The organism is Anaerocolumna sp. AGMB13020 (assembly GCF_033100115.1).
In the GTDB taxonomy this organism is placed as follows: Bacteria; Bacillota; Clostridia; order Lachnospirales; family Lachnospiraceae; genus Anaerocolumna.
Map to the genome: position 1 here is coordinate 1624720 of NZ_CP136910.1, position 16241 is coordinate 1640960.

Annotated in this window: 14 protein-coding genes; 3 read left to right on the forward strand and 11 right to left on the reverse strand. The window is 39.5% G+C overall.

Annotated features, from left to right (window positions below; translation table 11 throughout):
• Positions 1–38: 38 nt before the first annotated feature.
• Positions 39–833 carry a DUF1266 domain-containing protein gene (locus R2R35_RS06395; RefSeq protein ID WP_317733678.1) on the forward strand — a complete coding sequence of 265 codons (795 nt, stop codon included), beginning with the start codon at positions 39–41 and terminating at the stop codon, positions 831–833.
• Between the two features lie 96 nt (positions 834–929).
• Positions 930–1799: an alpha/beta hydrolase gene (locus R2R35_RS06400; RefSeq protein ID WP_317733679.1), complete on the forward strand. Its 870-nt coding sequence runs from the start codon at positions 930–932 to the stop codon at positions 1797–1799.
• A 77-nt stretch (positions 1800–1876) separates the two neighbouring features.
• Here the strand turns inward: R2R35_RS06400 and R2R35_RS06405 are convergent, their stop codons facing one another.
• A complete protein-coding gene (locus R2R35_RS06405; RefSeq protein WP_317733680.1) occupies positions 1877–3049 on the reverse strand; it encodes a PucR family transcriptional regulator in 1173 nt (390 codons plus the stop codon).
• A gap of 205 nt (positions 3050–3254) precedes the next feature.
• On the opposite strand from R2R35_RS06405, the gene R2R35_RS06410 reads away from it, so the two are divergent.
• Positions 3255–3437, forward strand: coding sequence for a hypothetical protein (locus R2R35_RS06410; RefSeq protein ID WP_033165127.1), 183 nt, complete (start codon positions 3255–3257; stop codon positions 3435–3437).
• Between the two features lie 115 nt (positions 3438–3552).
• Here R2R35_RS06410 and R2R35_RS06415 read toward each other — a convergent pair whose 3' ends face one another.
• The 10 genes from R2R35_RS06415 to R2R35_RS06460 form a co-directional block, all read right to left on the reverse strand.
• Positions 3553–4743 carry an amidohydrolase gene (locus R2R35_RS06415; RefSeq protein ID WP_317733681.1) on the reverse strand — a complete coding sequence of 397 codons (1191 nt, stop codon included), beginning with the start codon at positions 4741–4743 and terminating at the stop codon, positions 3553–3555.
• A gap of 176 nt (positions 4744–4919) precedes the next feature.
• Complete coding sequence (locus tag R2R35_RS06420) at positions 4920–6557, reverse strand: methyl-accepting chemotaxis protein (protein ID WP_317733682.1); 1638 nt, start codon at positions 6555–6557, stop codon at positions 4920–4922.
• A 194-nt stretch (positions 6558–6751) separates the two neighbouring features.
• A complete protein-coding gene (locus R2R35_RS06425; RefSeq protein WP_317733683.1) occupies positions 6752–7861 on the reverse strand; it encodes an SGNH/GDSL hydrolase family protein in 1110 nt (369 codons plus the stop codon).
• Positions 7862–8172: 311 nt separating this feature from the next.
• Positions 8173–8520, reverse strand: a complete 348-nt coding sequence (locus R2R35_RS06430; protein ID WP_317733684.1) for a TIGR04076 family protein — start codon at positions 8518–8520, stop codon at positions 8173–8175.
• A gap of 442 nt (positions 8521–8962) precedes the next feature.
• A complete protein-coding gene (locus tag R2R35_RS06435) occupies positions 8963–10645 on the reverse strand; it encodes a methyl-accepting chemotaxis protein (RefSeq protein WP_317733685.1) in 1683 nt (560 codons plus the stop codon).
• 19 nt (positions 10646–10664) lie between these two features.
• Positions 10665–11159, reverse strand: coding sequence for a chemotaxis protein CheW (locus R2R35_RS06440; RefSeq protein ID WP_317733686.1), 495 nt, complete (start codon positions 11157–11159; stop codon positions 10665–10667).
• A 56-nt stretch (positions 11160–11215) separates the two neighbouring features.
• Positions 11216–13507 (reverse strand): chemotaxis protein CheA, encoded by a 2292-nt coding sequence (locus R2R35_RS06445; protein WP_317733687.1) that lies wholly within the window; start codon positions 13505–13507, stop codon positions 11216–11218.
• Positions 13508–13519: 12 nt separating this feature from the next.
• Positions 13520–13879, reverse strand: a complete 360-nt coding sequence (locus R2R35_RS06450) for a response regulator (RefSeq protein WP_317733688.1) — start codon at positions 13877–13879, stop codon at positions 13520–13522.
• A gap of 428 nt (positions 13880–14307) precedes the next feature.
• Complete coding sequence (locus R2R35_RS06455) at positions 14308–14730, reverse strand: hypothetical protein (protein WP_317733689.1); 423 nt, start codon at positions 14728–14730, stop codon at positions 14308–14310.
• 499 nt (positions 14731–15229) lie between these two features.
• Positions 15230–16078, reverse strand: a complete 849-nt coding sequence (locus R2R35_RS06460) for an AAA family ATPase (protein ID WP_317733690.1) — start codon at positions 16076–16078, stop codon at positions 15230–15232.
• Between the last annotated feature and the right edge of the window lie 163 nt (positions 16079–16241).

Consider the following 16241-nt stretch of genomic DNA (forward strand, 5'->3'; position numbering starts at 1 on the left):
TAATTCTTGAAAATTGATATATAAGGATGGTAAGTGAAATGAAGAGAAGTTTAACAGCACTATTATTGCTGTTCGCATTGTTATTAACTGGCTGCAGTAACGGCACTGGAACGGATTCCAAAACAGAAGCTCCTGCAGAGGTTACGATTACAAAAGAAACTCTATCCGATACATTGCGTTGGTTCAATGCTGCCTATGCAATAATTACAACCCGAAATGGCGGTGACATAAATCTCATCGGAGGTTACGGAACCAAAAATCTCCTAGAGGTTCAAATGATCAAAAGCGGATTGAAGGAATCCTGGGAGGTTACAGACAAAACCACAGCAGATGACACCTTAAACTGGCTATTGGAAGAGGGTGGGCACAATGCCGAGTTGCTGGAAGAATATAAGGAAAACAGCTTGTCAGAATACACTAGGGAAGAGCTGATAGAAGTATTGTCGGTTAGTTCTTATACTGATAATGACAGAGCTTATTACCTGGGACTCTACGATGCTGTGGCTAATTACAGTGACAACGCAATCCTCGCCTGGGATTTATCCAGAGCCATGCAGCTTTCTGCCTGGTATTACCTTGCCGGTTATTATACTTATGAGGAAGCCATGGATAAAAGCCTTGCTATTGCAAAAAGCTTACAGAAAGCCTATGGTTCCTGGGATGAGATGGCTGACAGCTATCTATATGGATATCAATACTGGAGTGGTGATGATATGTCTGATGAAACCTCTGAAAGTTTTGCCCGTTATCAGATATACCAGGAGTTAGTGAAGCAGACAGACAGCCCATATTCCATTGATTGGAACTATGAATTACAAAAAGATTGGCCTTAAGCATATTCCTTGTTATGTTTGGAAAAATATGATAAAATCCTATATATCTCACAAGAAACATGAAGGACAAAAAATAAAGCTCTAGGAGGAAACCATATGGCTTACAAAGAGGTAAAGACCATCAAATGCAATCCGGAACTAAAAGGTATGGCTGTTATGATTCCGGAGGTAATATATTCTACTGCTCAGGGAGTGGATTTAAAAATGCAGATACTGACTCCCTGGAAATCAGATGTATCTTCGATACAAACAGCCTATCCCTTAATCGTATTTGTGCAAGGCAGCGCCTGGACTCACCCCGACGTTTATTATCAGCTTCCTCAGTTGGCTCAATTTGCCAGAGAGGGTTATGTAGTTGCCACTTTAACACACAGAAACAGCCTGGAGGGACACCCCTTCCCGGCATTTCTGGAAGATGTCAAAACAGGAATCCGTTTCTTACGAAAACATGCATCTCAATATCAGATTGACCCTGACAGAGTTGGTATCTGGGGTACTTCCTCCGGCGGTAATACTGCATTATTAACAGGACTTACAGGTGATGCTTCACGTTATAAGACAAAAGAATACGGTGAATATTCAGATTCTGTGAAATTGGTAGTGGATTGCTTTGGACCAACTGACCTAACCTTTGCCCTTAATAACCTCTCAAATCTGGAGGAAGGTATGAAGAAGATCTTTGAAGGTTTGCGTGGTGAGGATACACCGGAGAATCTTGCGAAGCTTATGGAAATTAATCCGGCGAACCATATAAAAGAAGGGCAGTCATATCCTCCTTTCTTCCTCCTTCATGGCAATGCCGATACACTGGTGGATTATTCCCAGAGTGAACTTATGTATCACCGGCTATCTGATGCTGGTGCAGAGGTTTCACTTGTCTGTGTGGAAGGTGCTCCCCATGAAGGTTCTTTCTGGAGCAATGAACTTTTAGATCTCATCAAAGAATTTATAGCTGATAATATATAGCTTTTGATTATAACATTGATAAAGCTCCTTTCCCTTCACAAGTTTTTTCTTGGAAGCAAAGGAGCTTCTTCTTTATCTTATTTCGACATATCTCTAATATAGAAAGCAACCTGGTAAGGAAACAATTCCTCGCTGTCCTTAAGCTCACACTTAAGGATTCGCTTGATGTTCTGTATACGATAATTAACCGTGTTTCTATGGGTGAAAGTATCCTCCGCCACCCTTATAAGGCTTCTGTCATTTTTGATGTAGCTTCTTAAGGTATCCACATAAGCTGAACCATGGGAAAGATCATATTCTTCCAGGGGTCCCAGGATCTCATATGCATAACTTACCAGAATGTCGGTATCTTCAATGGAAAAGAGCAACTTAAAAAATCCCATTTCTTCAAAGTCAACCATCTCCCGTCCGGTTCCCAAAGACATCTTCATTGCTGTTCTGGCTCTCTTATAACTGGTAGGAAGATTCTCAAGCTGAATCACCCTGGGTCCTATGCCAAGATAGAAGCGCTTTTCTCTGGAGAATGCTGCAAAGCTCTGCAAAATCAGTTCCGGCAGTTCCGTGTAGTATTTTTCCTTCCTGTTATTAAGAATCAGAACAAGAAAATCCTCCATTCTTATAAGTCCGTAAGAAGCATTGATTTTATCATTGCCCTTCCATAGGCCGAACAGATTCTCCAGTTTTATTACCGCCTGATTATAGCTTAGTTCATCCTCCATTGTCTTCTTTACGTATATGCAAAAGGCCTGAAAGGTGCCTTCAATATCATACCGCTCTCCTAACACCTGCCTGACATCCGCTTCCTTAAAACGTCCTTGAATAACTTCTCTGAAAGCATTGCTTATTTTCTTCTCAAATTGTTTCTGATCAATTATTCGCATACAGTAATCCTGAATCAGCTCTGTTATGGATATTTCCCAGGGCATTTCAAGTATAGGAAAATTGTGTTCGTTACACCATTCAATAACCTCTTCCGGGATACGCTCCAAATACATTCCTGTATTTATGATGATTCCTGCACAATCCTCCTGGGACATTTCCCTGACGACCTTTAAAAGCCAGTCTGGCTGGTCAGCTTTCATCCCTGTCGTAATTGCCAGCTCTTCCCCGTGAAATCTGGATACTATGGTCTCATCCTCCAGCATATGTACCCAGCTTACGACCGTATCCATACCAGCTTTGCCGGCGACTATATTTAGTTTAAATTGCTCCCTGGTTTCTTCATACATTTCCCAGAAACGGACTGCCATTTATGTATTACCCCCTAGGTCAGTATTCCTTGATATTATGCTTATTCTTTCATTTAGATGACATTATAATTTGTGCTGTGGATACAAATATTGCTCCTTATATTCAGACTAGCAGATTATATACAAAAAGTCAATTTCTATATATAATATACATAGAGTAAAGATTAATACAAAGTCAGGCAAATGAATAAAGGAGGATACCTATATGTATATTGGCAGCACAAATTTATACTTAGATTTAATAGATTACAACACGAAAGCACCTGCAAGCTGGATTACCTCCGAAAGATATGAAAACTGCGAAAACTTCTACCAACATCTGGTGGTAAAACAAGGCAGACCCAAACTGTTTCATAAAAAAAGCGACGCTAATAATAATATGAAATAATCACATACGCTTAAATCTTAATTTATTGAATGTAAATTAAATCCTATATGTTTCGTCATCACAAAAAAAGAGAGCATTTTCCGATGGATGCTCTCTTTTTGAATTCTTCTAACTATTATGGCCTTCCTGTATTTCCGTCTTCCATTTCATCCTTCCACTCATATATGATCTTCCCGTCAATGATTGTATACATTGTATGGGTAAACACCTCCATTGGATTTCCTGTAAATATAGCTATATCTGCATCCTTTCCCGCTTCCAGGCTGCCTACCCGGTCTTCCACCTGACATATTTCTGCTGCATTGATGGTTATAGCTTTTAACCCTTCTTCTATACCAAGTCCCTTTTTGGCAGCAAGCCCCGCACATATGGGGAGATACTGAATCAGCGTAACCGGATGATCTGTCGTTATAGCGACTTTAACACCATTTCGTGCAAGAACTCCCGGCGTCTTAAAATCCACATTCTTAATTTCTAGTTTGTTGCGACAGGACATTCCCGGTCCCACAATGGCAGGATATCCGCTTTTATATATCTCCTCTGCTATCAGATGTCCTTCCGAACAGTGATCAAGGGTAAGCTTAAGATGATATTCCTTTGCAATCCTAATAGCTGTTAATATATCATCTGCCCGGTGTACATGAGCCTTTAGTGGTATATCTCCATTTAATACCGGAATCCAGCTCTCCAGCTTAAAATCCTCCTCCACATCAGCTGCTGGCCCCTGCTCTTTCTTTTTCTTATAACTGCTCGCCTTAAACAGCTCTGCCCGCAGCATGGCTGCTATACTCATTCTGGAGGCCGGAGGTTTATTAAGATCTTTATAAGATCTTTTAGGATTCTCCCCGAAAGCTATCTTCATAGCTGCCGGTTCCTTTACTATCATGTCTTCTATTACTCTGCCTTGTGTCTTTATAAACAGAAATTGGCCACCTACTACATTGCTGCTCCCCGGTCCTACCATAACAGATGTAATTCCAGCCTGTATGGCATTATGAAAGGCGGGATCCATAGGATTCACCGCATCCAGGCCTCTGACATAAGGGGTTACCGGCTGGGTCGTTTCATTGCAGTCATCATCCTCCTCCCCTTCTTTTTCTTCCGTAATTCCAATGTGACAGTGTGCTTCGATTAATCCTGGCATTACCCACAGACCTGTGGCATCTATGACAACCGTATCTTCCTTTTCTTCATACCTGGGATTCTCCCCTACATAAATTATCTTTCCCTCTTCTGCCAGAACACTTCCGCACTCATAAACTTTACCTGTCATAGTGAAAATCTTGCCATTTTTTATAACCAGCATTGAAAATCCCTTTCTATGTGTATCTATCATCATACAAACTTAAGTTTATTCTTTATCCGATTATTGCTGGAATCTAATTCCTTAAAAACGGAATCTTACCACAGGAAAATTATTCAACTCCTGTTCTTAAGTTTTTCTATTTCTGTATAATATATACATCAAGGGCTGATTATTTCTCAGGCCTCAGCAAACTCCGTAAGCTTTGAAGCATCCAGTCCACATTGCACTATCCCTTTTCCCTCCGGCAAGGCAACTCCGGCATATTTAAACAACTTGTTATCGATGTCACGAAAAGCAGCTTTCTGATTGACTTTTAAAGAAGGATTCTTTAACATTCTGGTGAACTCATAGGTCTGAGCGCCTTCTTTGTCACTGAATTGAAAACCGTGGAAACCAGAGGTGCTTAAAACTACCTTTCCAAAGGCATCTGTTATATGAAATTCTGCGAGCTTATAATGTTTCCTCAATTCTTCAAGTTTCTCATCCGAAACTGGCTGATTTTTCTTCTCACCTTCTGTGATAAGTTCAACCAGCTTTTCACAAATTTTTATCATATGCTCTCCAAGGTTATAATCGAAGCGTTCCATTACCTTCTCTAGATTTTCTGAAATATCCAGCAGTTTATGAGTGGCTACATTGGTCTTCTGTACATCTTCTGCCTGGTTCTCCATGACACATGAGATTTCCTGAACAGAGGCTGTTCCGCTGTGCCCTTTCTCTGCAACCTCCTGGGCATTTCTTGATATGACATCTGTCCTTTCTGACTGTTTTCGAACATCCGTTGATATGCTTTCCATATATTCCAGGGTCTTACCAGTAACCGACATAATATTCTTAAGCCTCTCATCCGCGAGTACGGCAACCTCAGCCCCACTGTATACATGATCTTTTGCTGCTTCTATGGAACCAACAACTGCCTGTACTTCATTTTGTACCGTTAAAATAAGTTCATTGATTCTGCCTGCCGCATCTTTGGTTTCATCCGACAGTTTACGTACCTCCTCCGCTACAACAGCAAACCCTTTGCCATATTCACCGGCTCTGGCTGATTCAATGGAGGCATTTAGGGCAAGCATACCGGTTTGCCTGGATATAGAGGAAATAGCTTCTGTTATGCTGCTGATTTCCCTTGAAATCTCCTCTAAATGCAAGATCTTTTCATAAGCTCCCGTAACTTCTGTCTGCATTACTGACATGGATTCAGACATTTTCTCAAGAGCAGCTCCCCCCTCTTTCGCAGCTTCCTTTGCAAGACGCACACTATCAACTACTTCTGTACTGCTTCGGGCAATATCAGCCCCGCTGACAGACAACCCCTCCGCTGCCTTTGAAACATCAAAAAGCATGGCTGAAGTTTCATCAAAAGATTGGCTGATTTCATTCAGTGAAATATTAAGTTCCTCCATGCCTTCGGTTGTATGCTCAGTATCTGCCGTAATCTCAAGGGCTGAGGTCTTTACAGCAACTGCAGAATGCAAAAATCCGTAAATCCATGTATTTAACATATTTCTAAGATTGTCAAAATTGCTGATTATCTGTCTTGTTTCCTGATCCTTTGGGTTTAGACGAATCCTGGCGGTAAAGTCACCACTGTTAAATCTGTTCAGAACCCTCATAATTTCTGCAAACAGTTTATAGCTTCTTTTGTTTATAAAATAAAGTAGGAAACCGGTGTATAGAAATATCAGCAGTGTTGCTGTCAGAACTGCTGCTTCTTTTGAGAAAAAACTCTCTCCCAGAAAAGCAGCACCTGTAATCACTGCATTTCCAACTCCAATCATTAATATCTGCTTTACTAATTTACCCTTATCCATATGGCCTCTTTCTGAACATTTGGTCTTATGCCATCCAAAATATTCCTTTGTATTTACCCGCAAAAAAGGGTACTGCCGGCACCATCGCCACGCCAATACCCTTTTGAAATATGGAATATATATTATCACAATCAGCTTCAATAATCCAGTACTACTTTGCATAAATTTCAGGCAAGACTGTGCTGGCATTTTTCTTAATTACCCAGAAGTTCTCTCAGATAACCGCTAAGTTCTTCCGCAGCTTTCTTATGGGATAATTTCCCCGGATGCCACCTGGAACCAACTGTTTTATCATTGGTATTAGGAAGCTGAAATACTGATACCTGCTTGTCCCCGGTCCTGATTTTATAAGTATCTATTGCCTGATAGATATAGGGCATCATAGGAATGCCTAGCATGCCATATACCCATACTATCTGCGACTTTGGATTGTAAGCTCTGATTTTCTTTAAGAAGCTTATCACTGCTTCTTTGAAGGCCTCCATATCTTCCGCATGATATGTTCCATCACCGTTCATACGCTGCTTATGATGTCTTCCTGTGGTTTCGTCACACCATTCGGGCTGTAAAAATGCGGAACCATCATTGGTACCAAGATTAACGACTACAAGGTCCGGCTGCCAGGCATTAAAATCATTCTCCTTAAAAGCACCTAATTTTTCATTGATTTCTCCCTTTAAAAGACCGCATACTTTATCATAATACTGAGGTATGCTGCAGTCGGGGTTGTTATCCCAACTGGTAAGAACTCCCCAGCCGCTCTGGGATAGAACACGGTAGTCTGCCTGAAGGGCATTTGCAGTAATGGCGGTATAATTGTCAGTTGCACTAAACCACATGGATATCCAATCCTCTTCTTCTTTCGCACCAACTACACCTTCACCGGAGGTTATACTGTCACCAATAAATTCTATTTTATACGGCTTCTCCTCCAGGGTATGGAATTCACCATCTGTCCTGATGGAATGAATTACCAGATAACTGGAAGGATCACCGCTCATGGCCTGTACTTCTCTGATAATACGGATATTTTTGACCTTCTCAGCATTCATACCGCGAAATACACATATCCAGTATCTTTCGCGATTCAGCATCTGTCTGCCAACAGGTATGGAATTCACCCATAATCCCAGCCAGGGTTCATATTCCTTATATCCTGCTTCCACTTCAATCCAGAGCTCGGAACCGCTGACATTTAACTCAATTCCGCTTCCCGTCCAAAACAATGGTAGAGGACTCAATACGCCTGCTGTTCTTCCGTGAACCTTAAGGTTCTCTATTTCATCTAATCGGTATTCTTTCATCCAAGCCTCTTTTCCGGACATCCAATCCTGACTTTTTATACAGTCAAAGTTACAGATATCTCCTGCTTCTTTCTTAACAAATCTCGGCTACTATTATAGCAATTTACCTTTCTCTTTACCAGTGCTTCTTTTCTATTTTTTGATAAATTTCCATTGCTGACAGAGAAACCGGAGCATAAATTGGCTATATAGCTTTTAGAGATATTGTATCATAAAGATATTTACTATCTTGCATCGTTTTCCTTGTTAAGATGCAAAACAAGGCGAGCTAAAGCAAGTTACGGAAAAGAGTTGCAGAAATATTCTCCTTCTCAGTCAAAAAATTTCCCTGTATAAAAATTCTCATTTTCAAGTTTCCTTGCCGTCAGTCTGAACATAACACAGCCATCTGGACATACAAGGTCTTTGCTGTATTGACTGTCTCCTCCGATATTTTCTAAATTTCCGCCACTTCTGACCGCTTCCATAATTGGAAACATCATCATCATTACTTTGGAACAGATACCTTGTCCGTCTGTATTTACGGGACAGCCATAAGTGCAGCTATATTTATCTCCGACCTCCTCACCATTTCGGCAATACCGCTCCGTGTGATCGCTGCGAAGAAATCCTGTTACCTCAATTTCCCATTCATATTCCTCGTTATACCATTTTTTCATATCTTACCTCCATTTTTATTGACAAAGTCAGGTTATACGCTCAAATTGATCCCTTTAAATATGCTTAAACTGTCCAGTGGGGTTTCACCGATCGTACCTTCGTCCCTTCCTCTCGTTTGTCCAGCCTCCTTTGAACCAGCCTCCTTTAAACCAGCCTCCTTTGAACCAGCCTCCTTTGAACTACCCTTCTTCTTATTATAGAGCAATAGAGCGGTTACGGCTTGATTTTACTTGCTGCTATTTTATTCTTGCTGCTATTTTATTTTTGCTGCTATTTTATTTTTGCTGTTATTTTATTTTTGCTGTTATTTTATTTTCACTTCTAATTGCTGCTGCCAATCCACAAAGGGATAACAAAGAATCAAGCTTTGAACGCAAAGGAAAATCAATGAAATAAGCCGGTTGAAAATAAAGTATTTTCAACCGGCTTCTTTTGATAATATTAATAACTTCCGTAAAGGCTTTTTAGTTTAAATTTGCTGACAGATTCTTTCAGTAATTCTGCCTGTGCCGATAGTTCTTCGCTGGAGGCTGCGGTTTCCTCTGAGGTTGAGGAGTTAATCTGTACCACTTCTGATACTTGCATTATGCCCTGATTCACTTGCTCAATACCTGCCGCCTGTTCATCGGAAGCCATTGCGATCTCACTTACCAGGGTCGCTGCTTTTGTTACATCTTCCACTATTTTATTTAAAGCGGAAGCAGTTTCATCTGCTATCTTTGTACCTGCTTCCACTTTTTTGATAGAACCTTCTATCATATCTGTTGTTTCCTTTGCAGCATTTGCTGACCTGGCTGCAAGGTTACGCACCTCCTCTGCAACTACTGCAAAGCCTTTTCCGTGCTGACCTGCTCTTGCAGCCTCAACTGCTGCATTTAAAGCAAGTATATTCGTCTGGAATGCTATTTCATCAATTACTTTGATGATCTTAGAAATATTGGAGGAGGAGATATTTATCTCTTCCATTGCCTTCTGCATTTCCTTCATCTGCTCATTTCCCTGAAGTGCGTTGGTCTTCGCCACCCCTGCCAGATCATTCGCCTGACTTGCATTTTTTGCGTTTAATTTCGTCTGTGCGGCAATTTCCTCTAAGGATGCTGTAAGCTCTTCAATGGTGCTTGCCTGTTCCATAGCTCCCTGAGATAACGCAATACTGGAGTCTGATACCTGCTTGGAACCTGCTGATACTTCATCAGAAGCAACTGCTATCTTATTCAGGACTTCGTTGTTTCTATCAACCATCTCCGCTAACTTTTTGCCAAGCAAGTCGTTTTCAGAGCGAACCTCCACTTCAATTGTCAAATCACCTGCTGCCATTCTTTCTGCCGTAATTGCCTGATTTCTGATATTTGCAATCATTTTATCAAAGGAATCTGCAAGACTTCCTATTTCGTCCTTACTGTGAATCTCGATATTTACATTTACATCTCCCAGAGCCAGTTTATTGGCTGCTTCCACCATTTTATTAACTGGTTTGCTGATTAATCTGGAAACGAAAATACCAAGTGTTACAGCTACTACCATTCCTGCCGCTATAATAGCTAACATAGTATAAATGGCACCACTGGCTGCACGGTCATTAGATTCGGAGGTCTCTTTAGCAAGATTCATCTTTAATTCCAACAGGTTGTCACAGGCATCCTCCACCTCTTTGGTAATACTCTTTCCTTCTGTGGAGATACTTGTCTTTGCTTTCTCAAACTCTCCTGCATTCACAGCTGCTATGACATTATCCCTGTAAGTATAGAATCTTGAAAACACCTCTTCCAGGCTGTCATAGGCTTCAAGCACTTTCTTATCAACGGACTGATTTTTAAAACTTAACATATTCTCTTTAATTGCTTTATCCAGTTCATCAAAATCTGCAACCACCGCTTCTCTTTCAGCTGTTCCTGTATTGATCAGCAATTCACGTACTCCCACACGTTCTGACCCAAAATCTCTCAGGATAGAGGCTATTTCATCCATGGTAGCCGTATGTCTTTCATACATCTGCGTATCCAGCGTATTTATCTGATTTATATAGAAAATTCCAACTGCTCCTACCATACCTGCAACAAGAGCCACCAGCACAAAACTGGTTATTAATTTCACAGCAATCTTTAAGTTGTTAAATAATTTCATTCCTTCACCCTCCGCATGCTTATAATGCCTCATTAATTTCCATAGCTTCTGATTCTGAGATTAATTTCTCGCAATCCAGAAGCAGCTTGACGTCCGTATCGGATTTTCCGATATTCTTTATGTATCTGTTCTGAAAATTCTTATTTAGTTTAGGAGGTTCAACCAGGTTATGCTCCTCAATAGCAAGTACCTCTGCCACACTGTCTACTATCAGCCCAATCGTTATTAAATCAATATCAATAACAATAATGCAGGTTCTGTCATTATATGCTACCGGTTCTTTATGAAATCGAAGCCTGACATCCATAAGCGGGATGATTTTCCCTCGCAGGTTAATAATTCCCTTAATATATTCAGGCAAATCCGGCATTTCCGTTATAACCTGCATGCCTATGATTTCAGTCACATATTTTATTTCTATTCCATAGATTTCTTTTCCCAGCAGAAAAGTCAAATACCTTCCTTTTTGTGTATCCTCCTCCCATTCCATGATTTCATCTGTCACATTTTCCATTTACCCTGCTCCTTTCATGAATAATGCTGCAGGCACACTTAAAAGTTCAGCTGATGCTATATATGAATCAGCCAGGAAACATCCAGTATCAGACTGATGTTTCCATCCCCTAAGAGGGTACACCCCGCAAGTCCCTTTATTCGCTTTAGTCTTCTTATATATTCCGGCATGGCTTTTACGACTACCTGCTGCTGTCCTAAAAGCTCATCTGCAAAAATACCAATAACCTTATCATCGTGCTCAATCATTATCATTATGCCTTCATCGTAGCTACGGTAGCCTTCACTTACTTTAAAATATTCATAAAGCTTTACAATCGGATAACAGTTCCCCCGAAGCATAATCATATCGTTGCCATCGGGATCCATTATGATATCTTTCACATCAGGACGGAAAAACTCTCTGATGCCGATGGTAGGCAGTGTATAATAACTGTTCTTAACCTTGATGTTCATTCCGTCTATAATAGCCAGCGTCAAAGGTATCTTAAGGGTTATGGTTGTCCCGTTGCCTGCAATACTTTCAATGGTAATAGAACCGCCGACCATTTCAATATTCTTTGTTACAACATCCATTCCCACACCTCTGCCTGAGAACTCCGAGATTTCATCCTTTGTGGAAAATCCAGGTAAGGTTATCAAGCCAAATACTTCTTTGTCACTATACTCTTCTCCTGCTTTCGTAAGCAGGTTCTTCTCCCTGGCTTTTCGCAGGATGTTCTCTCTGCTTAAGCCTTTGCCGTCATCTTTAATGATAACCAGTACATCACTGCCTGCATTTTTCGCCTCTAATGAGATTGTGCCGGTGGGATTCTTACCACTGACTATTCTGTCCTCCGGCATTTCTATCCCATGGTCCAGCGCATTTCTTACCAGATGCATCAGTGGGTCAGAAATATGCTCGATAATACTCTTATCCACTTCTGTTTCTTCCCCACTGACGATAAGATTAACTTTTTTATCCAGTTTTTTGCACATATCCCTTACAATACGCTGCATCTTATGAAAAGTAGCTGCCAATGGAACCATCCGTATCGACATAACCATATCCTGTATTTCATCGGTTATTTTACTCAGTTGTCTGGCTGCCTTATAAAAGCTGTTAAGCTCTAATCCCTTCAAATCGGAATTCTCAATAACCATAGCTTCAGCAATTACCATTTCCCCTACCAGATCCATCAGTTTATCCAATTTTCCAACGTTAACACTGATGAGACTTTGTGTATTCCCATTACCGTTTTCTCTTACCGGCTCCTTCGTTGTTCCTCTCACTGCTCCGTTTATTGCTTCTTTTGCTGTAATTATTTCAGGGATGTTATCTTTAATTTTTTTTGCTGCAGCATAATTTTTTTCTTCTATATTGTTAATTTTATCCGTATTATTTATTGTGTCTTTTTCATCCACCACAGTAATATCAACTGTGTTGTTTCTTTCTTCTTTTATTTGAAAAATATCTTCCTTCTCTGTATTTTTTGTTATTTTCCCTGACTCTCCTGCTTCTTCGCTGCTGATATCCGTATTAAAATGTACCTCAGTTCCCAGTTCTACTGCTCTTATGTCATGAAGGAACTCTGACCAGCACGCACTCAGGTCAGAGGTATCAAGAACAAGAATCTCCGATGACTTTTTAAAGGAAACACTGTCGATATAAGCAGCGATTTCCCCAGGTTCCATTGTTGTTCTGACACACATATGAAATCCATTGTCTCTGATTTCCATGACAGTGGCATCATCCTCTATTATCTCTTCCGGATAATAATACAATTCTGATACCAAAGGCTTAAGATGGTGCACCACTCCATATGCACGGATGTTCTCCATTTCACAGCCTTCATCAAAATTAAGTGATATTCGATATGTATATGTATTTTCATAAATTTGGGTATTAATAGAATTTGGAATAGCTTTTTGATCGGTAGCGGTTGCCGCCACCTGTTTTGAATCTTTTTCTTTTAAGCCTAATAGATATGATTGTATACTGGATATTAAGACAGTGGAATTACCATTTGCGGATACTCCCTGCTTAATTTTATCCGTTTCTGACTTAATAAAGTCAATTCCCTCCAATATCAGATCAGTTAGTTTGGAGTGGTTGATGCTGCAATTGCTGTTTCCACGCACATAATAAAATAAATCTTCCATCGAATGAGCCAGAAGTGAGATGCTTTCATACATCATCATGGCTGCGGATCCCTTTATCGTATGCATGATACGGAATACCTCATCTACAAATTCAGCGGAATAGCTGTTCTCTTTCTCACTGGTCAGCATGCTGTCCTCTAATTGTTCAATCAGCTGATCCGTTTCGAATAAGAATATGTCTAACAAAGAATCGTTGTTGTAATCCATAAAAGCCCCTCTTTATGTGATTTTTTGTAATACCTGTATTAATTTTTCTTCTGTAAAAGGCTTTACGATGAAAGATCTGGCACCTGCTATGATTGCTTCTTTTACCAGTTCCTCCTGCCCCATAGCTGTAACCATTATTACTTTTGCAGCCTGATCCAGATTCATAATTTCCTTAAGCGCCATGCTTCCGGACATTTCCGGCATTGTAATATCCAAGGTTACAATATCGGGCTTATGCTCCTTATATTTTTGAATGGCAATTTTTCCATTCTCTGCTTCTCCTACTACTTCATAGCCGTTCTTTTCCAACATTTCTCTAATAACACGTCTCATAAAAATAGCATCATCTACGATTAATACACTGCCTGGCATATGCCCTCCTTAGAAACATTAAATTTTGTCATCCTTCGGCTTTAATTCTTTGCTTATCAAGCAAATTCATGAACCTATTATAATACTTTTTTTTACACTTCTCGACATGTTTCTTATAGGTATTTAGACCTATATTATTTTTTCCCAAAGTTATCCTTTTTCGTGGTTATATCAGTAAATTTCTGTATATATCAGTATTTTTACCAGTTTTTACATAACGGACTGATATAATATTATAGCAAAAATTATCAGCTCATATTATATTGCTGTGATATTTACATTTTTATTTATCCCATAACTCTATCAGGTAAAATAAATTACCTGTTACGAATGGCTGACTCACAGTAAAACAGAGCAGACAAGGCCTTAAAATGGACTTGTCTGCTCTGTTTTACTTACTATTATTATTCCCTATGGATTTACACTTTCTATTCAATGATAACGTTATATCCTTTTTTCGTTACACCTATATTGACATGTTCTTTATAACCCGCAATATAAAAAGGAATATTATCTTCTTTTCCATTCAGCAAACGGCCCTTCACCTTTTGCCAAACTTTAATACTGACGGAATAATCAGCTCCACCAGCAACTAAAACCGGCTGTTCCTCCTTTTCCAGCCAGTGATATTTTCCACCATAATTCCTTCTGGCAGTTTCAAATATGTAACTTCCTACCATTGAGCAAATATTATATATCATTTCTTCCGTTAAATCATACTCTCCCATCTCCTGAATATGTCTGTCAACAATTTCTAAACTTTCGATAGAATAATCATAATTGCCGTAATCCTTGAAGTTTTCTGAATAGCTATATGCGGTATCAATAATATCTTGCTGTAAATGTCTCATATAGGAAATGCACCTTTCTTTTTCTTTACCACTCGCTTGCTTAAAATTATTATCACTCGATTTTACCTGCTGTTTCCGGAATATGAACCAACGTTCCTACACAGTTTATTTAATCTGTGACTCTATATGTTTCATAACCAATTTCTATACGCATAGTAACTATATCGGTTGCATCCTGTCAATGGATAATAGATTTCACACTTGTAAATGATGTAAATAATTTTATTAATTTAACATTTATTGTGTTTTTGTTTACATTAATTTACTGACATTGTAATGGGAAAAGCTGTTACAGCAGCAGAGATTATGGCTTTGTTTGGCTTTCTTGCTGCCACCTATTTTATTATCTGCTTCCTGTTATCTGTCACAGTCCGAGCTTATCAGAGAAGAGTAACTGTCTAGATTAAAAAAAGATAATCCAGTGATAGTTGTCTGCCATCTCCTATAGAGCATTTACATTTCCTTGTTTCATACCAGGAGAGCAGGCAATAATCTCTTTCTAGAATAAATGATTCTTTTTCATAAAAAAATCATGATAGAACCTGATACTCTCAAGTTCCTCCCACTTTCTGATCTCAACAGGCTCCTCATCCAGATTATAGATACGTGCACCTTCAAGGGACAGTACAAAAGGTGAATGGGTGGCTATTACAAACTGTACATCAAAAAATCTGGCCAAATCAAATAAAAGCTTTGTCAGCTCATATTGATACTTAGGGGACAGACTGTTTTCCGGCTCATCCAGAAGATAGACATTCCCTGGGGTCAGCTCCTTGTCAAAGAAACGAAGAGCATTCTCTCCGTTGGAGAACTCTCTGGTCTTTTCTCCTGCGTTCAGCTTAATATATTTGGTTGCTGTTTTTGACCTGGTCTGATTTACTTTTCTCAGTTGATCAAAGTCTGCTATCGAAGTGAACTGAAAAGGTGTGTATTTTAAGTTATTGTATTCTTCGTAGGATTGTTCCTGCTTAATTCCTGTTGATTTATTCTCCTTTCTCTGGGCAAGAATTCCATCTATAATATCTTCGCTGGTAATTATCTTACTTCCGGACGGTATCTTTTTAATCCCTTCTTCCGTATTTAAGCTTACACTGCATTTTCTGGTAAAATCAACAAATTCTCTGGTTCTGTCAACGGCTGTCCGTCTGGGGAGCTCCAGTTTATCGGACAGCAAATTTAACAGTGTGGATTTCCCGCTGCCGTTTCCTCCATAAAATATTGTTATCCTGTCAAAGAATATATGATTTAATTCCTTAAAATACAACACGCCAAAGGGATAGGCTGATGTTAAACCATATAAATCCATATCGTATTGCGTGGGAAGGTTGAACCCTGTCAGGTATTGCATAATGGTATACCTCTCATAAGTTTACTAATTTTATTATCCTTGCGTTTTATGAACCCAAAGAATTACTATCATTCGTAGGTCTCACTTTTATCAGGTATTTTATCATAAAAAGAATCTAAATGAAATATTTTTACAAAAACATTGACAACTTTCACAGACAGGA